Below are 17,596 nucleotides of genomic sequence, written 5' to 3' on the forward strand. Positions count from 1 at the left end.
GAGGATTCTTATGGTAATTGATTTGAATAAAAATAAATTTAAGAAAGGAGGTGTTAAAATGAGAAAAACGATTGGTATTTTGTTAATTCTGGCGATAGCAATAGTTCTTCCTCAACTTGCTTATGCTGATATATCTTTGACTGCCAGCGCAACTGTAACCAGCGGTACTGCTTTAGGCGCGCATGCTTTGTTAAGATGTGTTGGTTATAGCTACAACCCTTCGGGGGATCCGTTTGCCCAGTGCACTAGCTTAGGTACCAGCACCAGCTTGAATTTCGGGACATTGAGCACTAGGTTACGTAATTCCAGCGGCCAAGATATCGGCGGTGCGGGTTGCTTCTACGGTGAGAATTTCTATATTGTTTACCTGTATCCTGATGCTTGGGGTGGAAAAGGTTATGAGCTTAAGCAGAGCGCAGCCACATTCTCTCCTGCTATTCAGAATTCAGTTGTCCGCACTCCGGTCTATTCTGAAAGTGATATGTATTCTGGACAAACAACCGGACAGGGTGCTTTGACTGCAACTGAAGAAAGCAATAATCCGCAGCTTACTCCCAGCGTTTCAGCATTGGCAAAGAATGCGGGTTTGATCCTGAAGGCTAAGAGAGCAAGGATAATACGCGCTGAATATGGGATACCGCCTTTCCCGGGAACTGGTGATTCGCGTCCAACTGGATGGGAAGCTGTATCTTTAGAGACTGCTGCAGGAACGTATTCAGGCACTGTAACTCTTACTATGACTGAGTGGCTATAATAAGCACTCTACGTTTTTTTAGTTGAGTAGGAAGTATTGTTAAGGTTCTATAGGTTACATATTTGGGGTGGTAAGGGGAAGGGTCTACCATTGTCATCCCAAAGGCTTTATCTTATAAATTAGGAAGGAGTTTTTATTGCCTAGATTCTTAATATTCGTTGTATCTATATCTTTACTGTTATGTAGTAATATAAATGTATCTTTGGCAGCAGACCTGTCTTTCAGGTTGGAACAGTCCAAGATCAAATTAAGTATTCCCGATGGCGCATCAAAATCCGGAGAGATAAAGATCTATAGCCAGTCAGGCAGCCCGATAAGCCTTAAAGTTTATTTGGAAGATTGGGTATATACCGATATTAATGACGGCTCAAAAGATTTCTATCCTCCCGGAAGCACCCCTTTTTCTTGCGCGAAATGGATCAATTACAGCCCATCAGAGCTGTTAATCCCTCCTTACGGTATAGGTAAGGTGAATTACACCGTAAATGTCCCTAAGGATGCTGAGGGCGGCCATTATGCAGTCATGTTTTTTGAGAGCGCTCCCATTCCTCCTGAATTCGGAGGCCCGGAGCAGGGCATTAAATCCGGGGTCGGCCTTGCAATAAGATTAGGTTCCCTGATCTATATCGAGGTAAAAGATAAATTCAAACGGTCTGTTGAATTTAATAATTTCCAAGTTTCTAATGATATCAAGAATAATTACCTTTTGATTTCTGCTGATTTAAAAAACACCGGGAACACCGATATCACCACCGCTTCTTCTTACCATATAATTGATTTTAAAGGGGTAGTGCATGCCAGAGGAGAATTTAATAATGTTTTTATGTTCCCCGGTGATACCGGTATGATAGAAGCTTCCTGGAAGAAGCCTCTTAGTGAAGGTAAATATGATTTAGTCATCACTACCGATTTAGGTAAATCTCAGGAAGAGGGCGGGGTAAGCAGGGGGCCTGTTATAGTTAAGGAGACCGAGCTTTATTTAGGACAGGGAGGAGAGGTATTAAAAGTTGGCCAGCTGCGATAATATTCTTTCGCTGTCATCTTTCTAGGATTAAATAAACATAAAAGGGATTGAAGGCTGATCCCTTTTATTGTTATATAAGGTATTATGAAAAATCACCTGACTAAGAAAATAATTATATTTTACATTATTCTTTTCTCGGCATTCTTAATGCCCGTAGCCTCTTTTGCATATTCGCAGATGCCTGAGTTTCTTTGCGAATTAGGAGTTAATTTTTATAACCAGGGAAGGTATTCCGAGGCTATGCATGAATTCAAGAAGGCCCTGATCATCGACCCTACTTATGAGCCCGCCTTAAGATATATCCAGATGATCGAGCAGATGAATATCAAGGATGTAGAATATATCCCGCCAAGCTATGAAAGCCTTGCTACTTCTCATTCCGGTTCTATAAGAGAGATCCTTGATTTGGTAGAGCTGCAGAGAGATATGATAGAATCTATTGAGTCGGTCAGCAAAAAGACAGAGCCGCTAAGTCCTCAAACCTTAGATAGCGTTTTAGAGGAAAGGGTGCTTCCTCCTAAAGTAATTTATCTTGATAATGATTTCAGCAATATCCGCCAGCCTGTTGAGATTATACAGGGCAATAAAGTTATTATATACGGAAATAATATACAAAGGTTCCTGGTTACCGAACCTGAAATAATTGATGTAGAAAGGGTCAATGCTGACCAGATCATTGTGACAGGAAAAGGTATCGGGCATACTTATCTGCATATTTGGGATAGTAATGGCAGGTGGACCACGGAGTTCATCGGAGGTTTTCCTCAGCCAAAAGGCGCTTCTTATGAAGAGATGTTACGCAAAGAAGAAGAAAGCGCAAGAAATTTTAAGCTGCGTTATACTTTAGACTGGTCATCATTTGAATCAGGCAGAAGATTAGATAATTTAAACCGTGGTTCTTATTCTTGGGTACATGGCCTTGGTTTTTACGGACCCACGCCATATGGTGATTTTGATTCTTCTGCGGATGTTCGCAGCCTTAAAAAGAATAGCGATTTAAGCTATGCCACAATCGGTTTAACTAATGGGCAATTCGGCCAATTTAAGGGCTTTAGCATCAGGTTGCTTGATTATATGCCATATTTTTCTAATTTAGCGTTTTCAGGGTCTACCCTCAGAGGAGGCTTCTTCAGCTCTCCTGCATTTAACAATAAGTTGAGTTATAGTATTTTCTGGGGCAGGGAAGGCGGAGGCAGGTACGGTAATCTCTCTCCCTCTTTAACCAAGACAAAGCACTCGTTTATAGACGGCGTTTATGTTGATTATTCTCCGAGCAAAAGGCAGAATTATAAAGTTACTGCCGTGCACGGCTGGGGTAGGGACAGGGAAGATTATCTTAACAGATATAATTATGATTTATCCAGCACCTGGAATTTTGATAAGTGGAATCTTAACTATGAAATAGCCAATGATACAGAAAGATTTGCGCATTTATTAAAATGGAGATTCAGCCAGCAGAAGATAAGCGTTTCGGCAGAAGCAAGGAATGTCGATGAACGGTATAATAGCATAACCGAAACCGGATGGCACCAGGGTGAGATCGGAGGCCTATTAAATTTAAGCTATTCGCCGACCGATAAGCTTTCAATGTCATCTTCCCTTGATGTTTACCGGGACAGGCTTTTCCCCTCAGAGGACAATAACAACAGATGGAATGAAGACTTCAGCTGGGGCGCAAACTATCAGCTTGATGACGATTCTGCGCTTAATTTAAATTATGATTTGCAAAATCAGCTTGGCCGGCTTTCGCAATACCGCTATCAAAGTTCGGGAGTGGGCTATACTAACAAAATCCATTTTATAAAAGATATATCTACATATATGAATTATTATCATCAGGATAATAAGAATTATTCTGCGCCCAGCTCGGATTATATCAACGACAGGTTCTTCGCAGGCATGAGATTCAATGTGGTTGGTGAGCTTTATTATTATTTGAATAAGGAAATAAATTTATTACAGGAAAAGTATTATGGTACCGAAGCCCATCCTCATGCGCTTGAAATGGGGCTGGACTGGTCTAAGCAGATAGGAGCCACTCCTTTTTATGGAATTTTCCGTTTTACTTATAGGGATGAAGAGGATACTGTATCGAACTTAGGGTTTTTATCAGGAGAGGATTATATAGAAGGCTATAGCGAGTTGAGTTTCAGGCCCGGTGACGGCGGTAAGGAGCTTTATGGTTCATGCCGCGTACGTAACGTTTGGGCTGATAAGGATGGTATCGAGAAACGTATAGAAGCTGATTTTAATGCCGGCATGCGTTATTTGTGGGATACTGGCAGGCGCTGGGATTCTGTGGGCAGTGTCGATGGCTATGTGTTCAAGGATTATAATTCCGATGGCCTGAGGCAGAGGGATGAGCCTCCTGTTGAGGGGGTAAAAGTATGGGTGGGTAAAGACCGTACGGAAACAACGGATATATTCGGTTATTTTAAGTTTACCGGCGTCAAAGGCAGAAAAGTATTCATCAATTTGGATACGACTACAATACAGCCGGGTTTTGTAATAACTGTTCCCGTTACTCAGGACGTCCCGGTAATCCATCATGGAGTAAGCCGTGTGTATTTCGGGATAGTTTCCAGGTCAGAAATCAGCGGGATTGTATTTGAAGATTCTAATGGCAATGGCCTTTTTGATGTAAAAGAGAAAGGAGTAGAAGGGGTTGTCATAACGCTGGAAGATGGCAAGAAATCTGTTACCGATAATATCGGAAGGTATTCTTTCCCTAATGCTTCAGCAGGAGAGCATATAGTGGAACTCCATTTGGATAGCCTTCCGGTCCAATATTTGCCTAAAACATCATTATCTCAGAAGCTATACCTTTTTGAAGGGGTAACTTATCATTATGATATACCGCTGGATAGAATAGAAGGATAGCCGAATGTTTATCTGTTGTATACTGTTTTTAAGCTCACCATAGCAGCATTATCTGCCATAATAAGCCTCTCGGATACTTGTTGTATAATCTCAGGCTTCAATTCAGCTTTAACTTCTTTTACATCCGTTTTTACATCCGCATGCTGACTGGGTGTTTGGTTGTTTGTTGAGGTGTTGTCAGCCGGCGCATTAACGCCCGGGATTGCCGGTATGGTGCAAGAAACTGAAAATGATATTGCCTCGGCAGATGCTTGAGCAATAAAAAAAGCAAGTAATAATATGGCAGTTAAGAGTGTTATTTTTTTCATTTCGCGCCTCCTTGATTTGTTCTCCCGTGGCAGGTGAGGACTGACCCCTCTTGCTTCTTGAAAGCATTCAAAATTCTATTTTCAAAATCTTTTTCAGATTTTATCCCCTGGCCGCTTATGTCCAGATGCTCTACTAAGTCTACCAGCCAGGAAATAAGCCTGGCCCTGGACAGCTTAGCACCCGTAGAGAAGAGAGCATCTTTGCCGACTTTATCAAGGAAATCTACTTCCTGACGGTTCAAGAATGTTACGACTCTCTGAATTTTTTCTTCCTGGCTCATCGTTTTCATTATCCACCTCAAAAAAATAACCCTGGTTTCTGTTACAGGCAAACCAGGGTTAAAAAAAAGCCCTAAAGGCCATCTTTAGGGTTTCTACGCCTTTTGGTAACCCCGCTATCCCGAGTTATATCAGGACCGGAAGCTTTGCGTCCCAGCATTACTGCTAGTTTGCCTTTATCACTAGGTACTCCTAATTGTCAATTAAAGTATAACATAAAATTAGCAAATTTCAAGGGGGTAAATTTACATTTTTATAAATTTACCATTTTGTGAAATGGGGATATTTATGTTAAAAATGCTTCTATTTTGTCAATTTTATTGGAGCGGATTTGAGAAGCAAAAGGAGAGGTTATAATATTCGAGCGGATTTCAACGATTTTTTTCCCGTTAGAGTAAAGGATGATACTTTTTACTTGCGCGCCTCCTTTACCAAAAGTATCTTTTTTATTTTTATTATAGTAAGTGATATTTGTTTTGCTTAGGAAATTGAAAACATAATAACCGTTCTTATCAAAAAGCCAGCCAGGTAGTATGGGCTCAAGGCGCAGGTTTAAATTCTTATTATTGTCTAAGAAGAAAGGCTCCTTACCGATACTCATTATTAACCAAATATTGATAAGCTCAACTGTGGAACCTGAAAGCCTGGCGACAAAGCCATTCCCATGCAATCTTTTATCCGGAAAGGCGCTGCTTACGATGAATGAAGAGTTTTCCAGTACGCTTCTGCCATATCGTTCCGGGTCCTGAAAGGGTATAAATACATTCTTAAAATCCCGGTAGAATTCATCATAAAAACCATTTTTCATCATTTCAAGCAGATATTTATATTCCATATGCAGCCAAATAGACTCATTTTCAAGCCAACCGGGATTAAAAACCCTGCATCTGCCGATTTCTTCAGGCATAGATTCAAGGGATGCAGTTACTTTATACATCTTTAGTTTTTTGTCAAACAACCCGCTTTTTTTAACTGACTCGATAAGAGCTAAAGCATCGTTTCTATTCTCGGCTAATCTTAGTGCGTGCATCTGGCCTTCAAGAAACAAAGGTAACGGCTTCTGTGTGAATTTTATTGGTTTAAAGCCGTTATCTTTTAAAGGGGTAAAATTAACAACTTCGTTTATAAAGTAGGAATTTATTAATTTTGATTTCTTATCTTTTGCTTTTAAACAAGCATCATTGATTTTCTTCAGGAAGTTTTCGATTATCTCCAGGATCTTTTGTCTCTCGATCTCCACTTCTTTCCCGCTGAATCCGAGCTTAGTAAGCTCTCTGTAACTTTCTTTGGCAGTAGTTGCCATATCCCAATAGCTATAATCCTTGTCAGCTGAGTTATCTTGGAAGTAAGCAGATATGAGGCCGTTTATCGTTGAAATAAATTCCCAGATTTCTTGAGTCAGGGCCAGTCTGTCTACAGAGCTCTTATTAAGTACGGTTATTATAAATAAAGCCAATCTTTTTACTTCAAAAGTTTCGCATGAAGATGAGCCAAACAGCGCAGGCAGGCCGTTCAGCGAGTCGAACCAATTCGGTTTATCAGCTTCCATTTCGATGCCTACGCCGAAAGGATCAAGAGAGGATGTTTTGTTCACTAAGAGGCATAATAATTTATTTATGAGTGTAGTCTTGTGGATCTCTCCTTTACCATAGTTGTTTCTTGCTAGATTCGGAAATTCGCCCCTTTTACGTATGAGTTCCTTTTTGTATGTATCTGCAGCTATAGAATGCAGCTGTTTGCAAAGCCCGTTTCTTAATATGTATTTTTCGGACCTGGGCTTGACGACTTCAGTATTATCAAAATATGTAAATATTCTTTTCTTAAAAATCAACTCTTCGAGGTTTTCAGGGAACACGCCGAGATAGTTTTCTAAAAGGTCAAGATTATAATGCCAATGGTCTATCCAGAAACCTTCTCCGTGTTCGGCTTCCTGGAGTTTAGTACAGTAAGATAATAAATTAGCCAAGAATTCGTCGTAAGAGACTCTTAATTTGATATTATTCTCATGTAAATACAAAATTATATCTCCGGGAGAAAAATTTGAGCTTAATAATTGAAGTATCTGGCTGGTTTTATTGCTTTCGGTTATGTTTTGTAAATAAGATTTTAATCCGTCTTTAGAGTCAAGGCAGAAAACAGAGCCTTTTACTACCAGGGGATTGAAGCCGTCTGTTTGGATCAAATTCAAGAAAGTAGTAATATTTTCTTCTCCGATACCCGGATAAAGCCAGCTGTCACACCTGCGGTTTTGATTTACATCTCTGTAATTACCGTTTCCTTGGGAAAAATATGTAGGATGCAAATGAAACCTGTTATAGTCCCTTTCAAGGTCGCCGTGCTTTCTTGAGTAGATATAAAAAAGCGAGTCAGTTTTCTTGGATTTAAATAACGCAGGGTACCCGCCGCGGAGGATATTATCAAGATATGTTTGTTTCACGTAGAGATTAAATTCCCTGGATGAACTTTTAGTGTTAACGTTGTCTTGCAGTTCATTTATTATCTTCTGGTTTTCTTCCTTTTTTGCCTCGAGATATCCGGGTTTTGTCATTCTGGATATGTTTGCGTTTAGGATATCCTTGCTGCGCATGTATCCAAAGACGCTATAGAAAGATTTTTCCTTGCCCCCGGCTAATTCGATTTTGGCCGTAAATAATGCTGAAGGAGTTTTACTGTATACTTCGTTATTATTTATTTTTTCTGGCTTATCATTTTTCAGGAATCCGGCAGGATAAGAAAAGTCGGTATTATCGTTGAAAATAACAGCCGGGTCTACGATTGTGTCTAAAAGAGTTGCTTTAGTTTTACTATTTTCATAATGGAATGAAACGCAGAAATTACCTTCTTTTATATGAATTACCTCAGGCCTGTCTGTCGGATCTACTGTCAGCCTGTAAAAAGGAGCTTTGTTTTCAGTGTTTTCAGCCCTCATCCAGGCTTCAATCGTGCGGCCCAGCTTTTTCAGGAAAAAATTGTTCGTGCCATAAGGTATGATTTGGGGAAGGCCGTCTGCGATGTGTAGCGATTGTTTTTTTCCGGTGGTGTTTCTGACTGTAATAATCCTGGCCAGTCCTGCAAAGCTATCTTGCGGAATGGTAAAATAATCGATCATTATATGCAACCCAAGTGTTTTGTTGACTTCTTCGAGCCTTAAGCCGGAGCTTGATATAAGCATTTTATTTGAAAGATCAAAGCCTATATTTGCCGCACCGTTATGGAAAGGTTCATAGAATACTGTTTTGCCGGACTTGCTGGTTTTTAAAAAAGTGCGAAACCCGCAGGATGAGACAAACTGCCAGCTTTTGTTGGCAGGGAAGAATTCAAGGATTGCGTTATCTTTGTCTTTAGTGCCGAAACTGCTTATGCATTGGCCCCTGTTTACATAAAAAACCCACATCGGGATGCCATACTTTCCGGCAATTCCGGGGAAGAAATTGGCAAAAGGACGCGAAAAGTTATAGTTCTCTATGACGAATTCGCCATTTTCGGTAAGTTGGTATTTTGGTTTTCTTGCGGTGTTTTTCTTCATTTCCGGCTCCGGGATACTGTTTTATTATTTTACAGTTTTTTGCCGAATTGTCCATAGAAAAATATATTGGTTCATGGTTCATAGTTCATAGTTCATAGAAGTATTCATATGTCTCTGAACCGTCAACCATGAACAATGAACCAATGCCCCTTTTTGTTTGACTTTTCCGATAAAGGATGTTATTATTAATCTCTATTTATGGCAAAATCAAACCAGATTACAAAAGATACAGTCGCTTATTTAGCCCATCTTGCCCGAATCGAGCTGAAAAATGATGAATTAGATAAGCTGTCCGGACAGTTGGAAGATATCCTTGAATTTATCAATAAGCTGAAGAATTTAAATACAAGGGATGTCAGCCCGACCAGCCATATCTTGCCTATCAGCAATGTATTACGCAAAGATACAGTAGTTCCTTCTTTGCCGGCCAAAAAAGCATTAACAAATGCTCCGGCAGAGCAAGAGGGTTTCTTCTCTGTTCCTAAAATTATCGAATAAATCTATATATGGGATTAAGCCAGCATACCGCAAATTCATTATTAAATCAGATAAAAAGCAGTAAAATTAGCTCTGAGGATATTATCTCAGATCTAATTAATAAGATTGCAGATACCGATGGCAAGGTCAAAGCTTATGTCAGGACGCATGATTTAAAGGCAGTTGATTTAGCTGGTTGTGTTAGTGAAACTGTAATTAAGGGAGTCCCTGTTTCTATCAAGGATAATATTTGTACCGAAGGCCAGCTTACTGAATGTTGTTCAGCAATACTAAAAAATTTCAAGCCTCCGTATGATGCCACGGTAGTTAAGAAACTGAAAGCCGCAGGTGTCCCTGTATTGAACTTTAAGACAAACATGGATGAATTTGCTTTTGGTTCCTCTACAGAGAATTCGTGTTTCGGCCCAACATCAAACCCGTGGGATTTGAAGTCTGTTCCTGGAGGTTCCTCCGGGGGGTCAGCTGCTGCTGTAGCCGCTGATGAGGCTATATGGGCTTTAGGGTCTGATACAGGAGGTTCTATCAGACAGCCGGCTTCTTTCTGCGGAGTAGTAGGCCTTAAACCTACCTATGGGAGGGTTTCTCGATACGGCCTGATTGCTTTTGCTTCCAGCCTTGACCAGATCGGGCCGATTACCAAGGATGTTACTGACTCGGCTATCCTGGCCAATATAATATCCGGTTATGATCCCAATGATTCAACTTCTGTTGATGCCCCTGTGCCTGATTTTACCAAAGCACTTGTAAAAGACGTAAAAGGCATGAAGGTAGGGATACCTAAAGAATATTTTGTCGAGGGCCTTGATATTGAAGTCAAGAAAGCAGTTGAAGAAGCAATTAAAAAGCTGGATTCTCTTGGAGTGGAATGCAGCCAGGTCTCCTTACCGCACACAGAATATGCTGTTCCCGTATATTATATAATTGCTACCGCAGAGGCCAGTTCAAATTTAGCGCGTTTTGACGGAGTGCAGTATGGGCTTCGGGCAAGGGCCGAAGATATCAAAGAATCAGGCATTATCAGCATGTATAAGAATACCAGGGGTCTTGGATTTGGACAGGAGGCTAAACGCAGGGTTATCCTCGGGACATTTGTTTTATCTCACGGTTACTATGATGCTTATTATCTCGGGGCATTAAAAGTAAGGACGCTTATAAAACTTGACTTTGACAAGGTTTTCAAAGATTTTGATTGTATAGTTACTCCGACATCGCCGACAACAGCTTTTAAAATAGGAGAAAAAATAGAGGATCCTTTAAAAATGTATCTTAGCGATATATATACAATATCGGCTAACCTGGCCGGCATACCCGCCATATCAGTTCCTTGTGGTTTTAGTAAAAGCGGTATGCCTATTGGCATGCAAATATTGAGCAGGCATTTTAACGAAGAAGCTTTATTCAGGCTGGCATTTGCTTATGAACAGAGCAGTCAATGGCACACGATGAAGCCAAAAATAAAATAATATGGAATATGAAACAGTAATAGGGTTAGAAGTTCACCTGCATTTAAACACCAGGACAAAGGCTTTTTGCGGGTGCAGCACAGAGTTTGGTAAAGAGCCGAATTCTCAGACATGTCCTGTATGTTTGGGGCTGCCCGGTTCCTTGCCCGTATTTAATGAAACAGTCCTGGATTATGCTATCAAGGTGGCTTTAGCTTTGAATTGCAGTATACAGGAGTATACCAAGTTCGACCGTAAAAACTATTTTTATCCCGATCTGCCTAAGAATTACCAGATTTCACAATATGATTTGCCTTTAGCAAAAGAGGGGTATTTGGAAGTTGACGTAGATGGGAAGGTAAAGAAAATACGGATAATAAGGGTGCATATGGAAGAGGATGCCGGTAAACTTGTCCATCGCCAAGAAACAAGCCTTGTTGATTATAACAGGGGCGGAGTCCCTTTGCTTGAGATTGTAAGCTATCCGGATATCTCAAGCCCTGACGAAGCTTATGAATATTTGAGTTCGCTAAAAAGCACGATAGAATATTTGAATGTTTCTGATTGCGATATGGAGAAAGGTTCTCTGCGTTGCGATGCCAATATTTCCATCAGGAAAAAAGGCCAGGAGAAATTAGGGGTTAAGGCAGAATTAAAAAACATGAATTCTTTTAAAGCGGTAAGAGAAGCTCTCGCATATGAAATTCAGCGGCAGGCAGGCTGCCTCGATAGCGGCAAATCCGTAATACAAGAAACAAGGCTTTGGGATGCCAAGTTATCAAAAACCATATCTATGAGGACTAAGGAGGAAGCCCAGGATTACAGGTATTTTCCTGAGCCTGATTTACCTCCTTTTATAATATCTTCATCCAAAATAAAAGAGGTTGCAAAATCAATACCCGAACTTCCGCCTCAGAGGATGGTTAGGATGATGCATGAGTATGGTTTATCTGAATATGATGCCAGGATAATCGTTTCTTCAAAAGAATTCGCTGACCTGTCCGAGGATATGATTAAGGAATATCCCGGCAAAGATAAAAAACCTATTGTCAACTGGATAACAGGGCCTATTCTGGCTGGAGCAAATAGTTTGGGTATCCAGCCGCATAGATTGGATATCCCCGGAGGTATCCCGGAATTAATAGGTCTTGTTAAATCGGTGGAAGAAGCCAAAATATCAAATCTTACCGCAAAAGCAGTTTTCAACGAATCTTTAAGCAATGGAAAGGCTTGTTCTAGGATAATCGCTGAAAAGAATTTATTCCAGATCTCTGATTCTTCTGTTCTTGATAAGGCAATTGATGAAGTCATTGTTTCAAATGAGAAATCCGTTAGTGATTATAAAAACGGTAAATCTAATGCTGTAATGTTCCTGGTCGGGCAAGTCATGAGAAAGACCCAGGGTAAAGCTAATCCTAAAGTCGTTCAGGAGATGCTTAAGCGGAGGTTAGAAAATGCATAAAAAGATAGTTGTATTTATATTCCTGGTGGCCGCAGTCCTTACGGCTGTAAGTTTGGTTTGCTCCGGGACCGTTAGAAATAAGAAACCGGATTTATTTAAACAGGTTCAGCTTTTTTCGGATGCACTGGTGCTAGTCCAGACCGATTATGTGGATGAAACAAACCCCAAGGACATTATTTACGGAGCAATTTCAGGGATGATCTCTTCTCTTGATACGCACAGCCAATTTCTCGACCCGGATACTTATAATGAACTGAAAGTTGAAACAGAGGGGAAGTTCGGCGGCCTTGGCATTGAGCTGACTATAAAAGACGGATTACTGACAATAGTAACCCCCATTGAAGATACTCCTGCCTGGAAAGCGGGGATTAAGCCTCAGGATAAAATAGTCAAGATTAACGATGAAATAACCAGGGATATGAATTTGACAGATGCCGTTAAGAAATTACGGGGCAACCCGGGAGAAGCGGTTAAAATATCAGTATTGAGGGAATCAGAGAAAAAGATATTAGATTTCAATATCGTAAGGGGGATAATAAAAATCAAGGATATAAAGGATGCCAAAATAATAGATAACGGTATCGGCTATATCAGGGTGGTAGAATTCAGGGAAAATACTGCCAGGGATTTTAAATCGGCGCTGGACAAGTTATCTAAAGAGGGGATGAATGCGCTTATACTTGATTTAAGAAACAATCCCGGCGGGCTTTTGGACGTGGCCGTAGACGTAGCTGATAATTTTCTAGAGAAGGGCAAGATGATTGTATATACTAAAGGCCGTAAGCCTTCCCAAAATCTTGAATTTACTTCCCAGAATGCAAATGCGTTAAAAGATCTTCCGATTGTGGTCATAATAAATGAAGGCTCTGCCTCCGGAAGCGAAATAGTTGCTGCGGCGTTTCAGGATAATAAAAGAGCAATAATTCTGGGTACTAAGTCTTTCGGGAAAGGCTCGGTCCAGACTGTCATACCTTTAGGCGAAAACTGCGCCTTAAGGTTAACCACCAGCCGTTATTTTACGCCTTCAGGCAAACAGATACACGGTGAAGGTGTAATACCGGATATTATAGTAGAGAACGGCCGTAAGGTGGATGTGCAAGAGCCCGGAGTAGAAGGCGTAAAAGCCGAGGAAATATTTGAGAAGATAGAAAAGAAAGAAGGCGTTAAAAAAGATCCCGCAGGAGAATATAAAGACGATACTCAACTTATGCGTGCCATAGATATTCTTAAGGCACTTAAAATTTATGAGAAGAAGCAGCTCTAGAGCCGATTCAAGATACAGAGTTATAATAATTATTTTGGTTTTGATTATTTTAGGCCAGTTTTTCGCCTTCTGGATATTGCCAAAGGCTAAGAAGGAGAAACCCAAAGTAAAATTAGCCAAAAAAGGCGAGATTGCCATTGTGCTGGATGATTGGGGTTATAATACCAGCAACCTTGAATTACTCCGCTCGATAGATATGCCGATTACTCTGGCTGTGCTGCCAAACCTTCCTTATTCAAAGCAAGTTGCAAGTTTCGCTAATGAGCATGGTCTTGAAGTCATACTGCACCTGCCTTTAGAACCTAAGGAAAAATTCAGGTTGGAGGATAATACACTGATGGTTTCTATGAGCCAGAAGCAGGCTATTGATATATTGGATTCCGGCCTTAAAGATCTTGTTTATGCTAAAGGTGTTTCAAATCATATGGGTTCCAGGGCTACTGAAGATAGGAGATTGGTAAAAATAATATTCAGCCATTTAAAAGAAAATAATCTTTATTTCTTTGACAGTTTTGTTTCCTCTGAATCTGTTTGTGCAGAGTTAGCCGGCCAGCTTAATTTGCGTTTTGCAAAAAGGGATATATTCCTTGATAATTCAAGCAATCCGGCATATATAAGAGGCCAGATAAACAAGCTTAAGGCAATAGCAAATAAAAGAGGCTATGCAATAGGTATTGGCCATGATAGGAAAAATACTTTGATGGTACTGAAGGAGATCATGCCTGTTATCGAAAAAGAAGGCTTTAAATTTGTTTTACTTTCACAACTGATAAGAAATGAACGTTCTCGGTATTGAAACTTCTTGTGATGAAACCGCTGCTTCTGTAGTCAGGGATGGCGCTAAGATATTATCTAATGTAGTCAGTTCGAGCTTAGAGTTCCATAAGAAATACGGCGGGATAATCCCTGAAATAGCTTTTCGTAAACAGCTTGAGACGATCCAACAGGTCTCTGATACCGCTGTTAATAAAGCAAAGATGAAGCTGCGGGATATTGGACTAATAAGCGTTACTTCCTGCCCTGGCTTATTCGGATCTTTGATAGTCGGGAACATGTTTGCTAAAACATTAAGCTATAGTTTAAATATTCCGTTGATAGAGGTCGATCATTTATATGGCCATGTTTATGCAAGTTTTTTGAATGAACCTGCGCCTAAATTCCCATTAGTCGCCCTGGTGGTTTCGGGAGGGCATACAAGCCTGTTCTTAGCCAAAGATTTCGATAATTTTAAACTTTTAGGTGCGACTTTAGATGATGCTTCAGGGGAAGCTTTTGACAAAGTAGCCAAGATACTTGGCTTGGGATATCCGGGCGGGCCGGTCATTGAAAAAATTGCTCACGGGGGTAATGGTTCAAAGATAAGGTTCAAATGTTGTGATACAAAGCGTCCATTAGATTTTAGTTTCAGCGGGATAAAAACAGCTGTTTTGTATTATGTCAGGAAAAATAAAAAATTAAGCCGTAATGACGTAAAAGACATCGCTGCTTCTTTTCAGGAATCGGTTGTTAATGCGCTGGCTCAAAAAGCTTTTTTATGCTGTAATATAAACAGGGTAAAGAACCTTGTAGTGGCTGGCGGGGTCGCTGCTAATGGTAAACTCAGGGAAACTTTTTTACGTTCAGCCAAAGTAAATAATATTAATATTTATTTTCCTCCTAAGTCGCTTTGTACCGATAATGCTTCCATGATTGCAGGTTTAGGCTATCAGCTTTACAGAAAAAGAAAGAATAGAAAGAAAGGGGATGTTTTATGATCTCGGATAATGAAGTCATGGTCCGTTTGTTTTTATCTATGCTTTTAGGCGGCCTCATAGGGTTAGAGCGGCAGGCGCATCGCCGTTCAGCAGGGTTACGTACTCATATAATGGTCTCCCTGGGGTCATGCCTTATAATGTTGACATCTATCTATGTTTTTGATATATATATGACTAAAGCAAATGTTGACCCCGGCCGGATTGCCGCGGGAGTAATCACCGGTATAGGATTCTTAGGCGCAGGAGCTATTTTACGGGAAAGAGAAGGAGTAAAGGGGCTTACTACTGCTGCCAGCCTTTGGGTGGTTGCGGCCATAGGCTTGGCCACGGGATGCGGATTTTTGGTTGCCAGCCTTTTCACAACGGCGTTAAGTTTGATAGTTTTGCTGATTCTGAGATATTTAGAACAAAAGATAATCGATTAAAAGGAGGTACAAATGGCATTTAGTAATAAGAAGAAAATTGAAGAAAAAATATTAGATGTCGATGCCTCTATGCAAGGCAGCCTCACTTTTAAGGACCCGGTTAATTTGCGTATCAATGGCAGGTTTGAGGGCAACCTCGATGTAAGGGGAAGCTTAACTATCGGTCAGACAGCCGGCATAATCGGCGATATAATCGGGGATAATATTATCGTCGGAGGCAAAATTAAAGGCAGGATTACCGCCAGGGAAAGGCTTACGCTTTTGCCGACTGCAATGGTTGAAGGCGATGTTTTTCCGGCAAAATTAAATATTGCTGAAGGTGCGATACTTGAAGGCCGGTGCGCGATGCTGCATGATTTTCTTAATGCCGAAGAGCTGGCTAGGTATCTTGAGGTGGATTTAAACTCTATTATGGAATGGGCAAATTCCGGCAAGGTCCCGGCGCTTAAAGAAGGCGAAGGGTGGAAGTTTGAAAGAAAAGAAATTGATTCCTGGATAGCTTCCGGTAAGGTTGGCAGGTAACCGCATTTTTAATAGAAAGGTATTCTAATAAATCAATGGCTCAGGAAAAACTATTAACAGTCAGGGATGTTTCGCAGCTTCTAGGCATATCAGAAAAAGAGGTTATTGATTTGGCAGAATCAGGCAGTATCCCTGCCTATAAAGTGGCCGGCGTGTACCTGCGTTTTAAAAAAGAGCAGGTAGACGATTTTAGGAAAAATTTTAAATATAGCAACACGATTAAAAAGAGCGAGGAAGCCAGGTATTCTTTAAAAGACAGGCTGGCTGATTTCTTTTATTTCAATGATTTTTATATATTTTCCTTCTTGGCGATTGTCTTGATTCTATTCTTTATTTTCTCGACATAGGCCAGATGAGTTACTCCCAGTTAACCCTGAATGAGATCAAAAGGTTTTTGCGAATTAGGCTTTGCCAAAATTGATTTAGACAGAGAATGCAGGAGAGGTTTCTCTGAAGCAGTTTACTGCGCCGGCAAAACAAAAGAACAGATCCTCCAGATATCTAGAAAGCTCCTCCAAAACAAACAAGACGTAATTCTCACAAAATTAGGAAAGAATAAATTTGATTATCTGAAGAAAAGGCTGCCGCGTTTAAAATATAATGCTGATGCCGGGTTGGCTTTTTTTGTAAGTAAACCCAAGGCTTTAAAAGGATACGTAGCTGTTCTTACTGCCGGCACTTCCGATATCCCTGTAGCTGAAGAAGCTGTTGCCGTTCTTGAGGCGATGGGCAATGCCGTAGATAAGATTTATGATGTTGGCGTCGCCGGGGTGCACAGGTTATCAAGTTTTATTTCCCGCATCAGAAAGGCCAATGTTATTGTGGTAGTTGCCGGCATGGAAGGGGCTTTAGCCAGCTTAGTAAGCGGATTAGTAAACAGGCCTGTTATAGCTGTGCCTACAAGCTGCGGTTACGGTGCAAGTTTTAAAGGTTTGGCTGCGCTTTTAGGGATGCTCAATAGCTGTTCTGCGGGAGTAGTAGTAGTAAATATTGATAACGGGTTTGGCGCAGGATATTTTGCCAGCTTAATTAACAGGTAATCAATGGATAAAAAAGAGCTGTTAAAAGCAGGAATAAGATTTCACGGCCATCTCGGGCCTTATTTGGTATTGGGGCTTTTAGCAGGCGGTATTGCACTTAAGAAATTAAACTGCAAGAAGCATTTCGGGGTAAAGGTAAAAGTATATGGGGCTACTGAGAAACCGAAATCCTGCCTGATAGACGGCTTACAATTATCTACGGGCGCGACTTTCGGCAAAGGCAATATTCTAAAAGTACCTGCAAAAAAGATAAAGATAGCAGTTTCAAATACCATGAATAATAAGAAATTAGAAGTAAGTTTGAAGGCCGGCCTTGTAGAAAGGTTATCTGCGGCTAAAACCCATAGAGATTCGGAAGAGCTCGCTTTGGATTTATATAAAAGCGAACCTTCTGTATTGTTTAAATTAACATAAACCC

16 protein-coding genes, 1 pseudogene and 1 riboswitch are annotated in these 17,596 nt (G+C 40.6%); of the genes and pseudogenes, 14 read left to right on the top strand and 3 right to left on the bottom strand.

What is annotated here, in order from left to right:
- Window positions 1–10 precede the first annotated feature (10 nt).
- From C4533_02400 to C4533_02410, 3 genes are all read left to right on the top strand, one after another.
- Window positions 11–754, top strand: coding sequence for a hypothetical protein (locus tag C4533_02400; protein RJP28664.1), 744 nt, complete (start codon window positions 11–13; stop codon window positions 752–754).
- Window positions 755–890: 136 nt separating this feature from the next.
- Complete coding sequence (locus C4533_02405) at window positions 891–1,778, top strand: hypothetical protein (protein RJP28665.1); 888 nt, start codon at window positions 891–893, stop codon at window positions 1,776–1,778.
- 84 nt (window positions 1,779–1,862) lie between these two features.
- Window positions 1,863–4,658, top strand: a complete 2,796-nt coding sequence (locus tag C4533_02410; GenBank protein ID RJP28666.1) for a tetratricopeptide repeat protein — start codon at window positions 1,863–1,865, stop codon at window positions 4,656–4,658.
- Between the two features lie 8 nt (window positions 4,659–4,666).
- Here C4533_02410 and C4533_02415 read toward each other — a convergent pair whose 3' ends face one another.
- The 3 genes from C4533_02415 to C4533_02425 all read right to left on the bottom strand — a co-directional run bounded on the left by C4533_02415 (window position 4,667) and on the right by C4533_02425 (window position 8,771).
- Window positions 4,667–4,966, bottom strand: coding sequence for a hypothetical protein (locus C4533_02415; protein ID RJP28667.1), 300 nt, complete (start codon window positions 4,964–4,966; stop codon window positions 4,667–4,669).
- A complete protein-coding gene (locus C4533_02420; GenBank protein ID RJP28668.1) occupies window positions 4,963–5,256 on the bottom strand; it encodes a hypothetical protein in 294 nt (97 codons plus the stop codon). The genes C4533_02415 and C4533_02420 overlap by 4 nt, the downstream gene beginning before the upstream one ends.
- Before the next feature lie 92 nt (window positions 5,257–5,348).
- A riboswitch (cyclic di-GMP riboswitch) is annotated at window positions 5,349–5,430 on the bottom strand.
- Between the two features lie 101 nt (window positions 5,431–5,531).
- Complete coding sequence (locus C4533_02425; GenBank protein RJP28669.1) at window positions 5,532–8,771, bottom strand: cellobiose phosphorylase; 3,240 nt, start codon at window positions 8,769–8,771, stop codon at window positions 5,532–5,534.
- A 198-nt stretch (window positions 8,772–8,969) separates the two neighbouring features.
- Between C4533_02425 and gatC the strand changes: the two genes are divergently transcribed.
- The 11 genes and pseudogenes from gatC (at window position 8,970) to C4533_02480 (ending at window position 17,592) form a co-directional block, all read left to right on the top strand.
- Complete coding sequence (gatC, locus tag C4533_02430; protein RJP28670.1) at window positions 8,970–9,269, top strand: Asp-tRNA(Asn)/Glu-tRNA(Gln) amidotransferase subunit GatC; 300 nt, start codon at window positions 8,970–8,972, stop codon at window positions 9,267–9,269.
- Between the two features lie 8 nt (window positions 9,270–9,277).
- Window positions 9,278–10,732, top strand: a complete 1,455-nt coding sequence (gene gatA, locus C4533_02435) for an Asp-tRNA(Asn)/Glu-tRNA(Gln) amidotransferase subunit GatA (protein ID RJP28671.1) — start codon at window positions 9,278–9,280, stop codon at window positions 10,730–10,732.
- Between the two features lies 1 nt (window position 10,733).
- Entirely contained in the window at window positions 10,734–12,173 is a 1,440-nt protein-coding gene (gatB, locus tag C4533_02440; protein ID RJP28672.1) for an Asp-tRNA(Asn)/Glu-tRNA(Gln) amidotransferase subunit GatB, read from the top strand.
- Complete coding sequence (locus C4533_02445) at window positions 12,166–13,437, top strand: S41 family peptidase (protein RJP28673.1); 1,272 nt, start codon at window positions 12,166–12,168, stop codon at window positions 13,435–13,437. Before gatB ends, C4533_02445 begins: the two co-directional genes overlap by 8 nt.
- Window positions 13,418–14,233 carry a divergent polysaccharide deacetylase family protein gene (locus tag C4533_02450; GenBank protein RJP28674.1) on the top strand — a complete coding sequence of 272 codons (816 nt, stop codon included), beginning with the start codon at window positions 13,418–13,420 and terminating at the stop codon, window positions 14,231–14,233. Before C4533_02445 ends, C4533_02450 begins: the two co-directional genes overlap by 20 nt.
- Entirely contained in the window at window positions 14,214–15,191 is a 978-nt protein-coding gene (tsaD, locus tag C4533_02455; GenBank protein ID RJP28675.1) for a tRNA (adenosine(37)-N6)-threonylcarbamoyltransferase complex transferase subunit TsaD, read from the top strand. The genes C4533_02450 and tsaD overlap by 20 nt, the downstream gene beginning before the upstream one ends.
- Entirely contained in the window at window positions 15,188–15,616 is a 429-nt protein-coding gene (locus tag C4533_02460) for an MgtC/SapB family protein (protein ID RJP28676.1), read from the top strand. Before tsaD ends, C4533_02460 begins: the two co-directional genes overlap by 4 nt.
- A gap of 12 nt (window positions 15,617–15,628) precedes the next feature.
- Window positions 15,629–16,138, top strand: a complete 510-nt coding sequence (locus tag C4533_02465; GenBank protein RJP28677.1) for a helix-turn-helix domain-containing protein — start codon at window positions 15,629–15,631, stop codon at window positions 16,136–16,138.
- Window positions 16,139–16,173: 35 nt separating this feature from the next.
- Complete coding sequence (locus C4533_02470) at window positions 16,174–16,485, top strand: DNA-binding protein (GenBank protein RJP28678.1); 312 nt, start codon at window positions 16,174–16,176, stop codon at window positions 16,483–16,485.
- 5 nt (window positions 16,486–16,490) lie between these two features.
- Window positions 16,491–17,178, top strand: a pseudogene (gene larB / locus C4533_02475) (nickel pincer cofactor biosynthesis protein LarB).
- A 3-nt stretch (window positions 17,179–17,181) separates the two neighbouring features.
- The gene (locus C4533_02480) at window positions 17,182–17,592 is read left to right on the top strand and encodes a hypothetical protein (protein ID RJP28679.1); all 411 of its coding nucleotides are present in this window, start codon (window positions 17,182–17,184) and stop codon (window positions 17,590–17,592) included.
- Window positions 17,593–17,596: the final 4 nt, after the last annotated feature.

The organism is Candidatus Omnitrophota bacterium (genome assembly GCA_003598025.1).
In the GTDB taxonomy this organism is placed as follows: domain Bacteria; phylum Omnitrophota; class Gorgyraeia; order Gygaellales; family Profunditerraquicolaceae; genus Profunditerraquicola.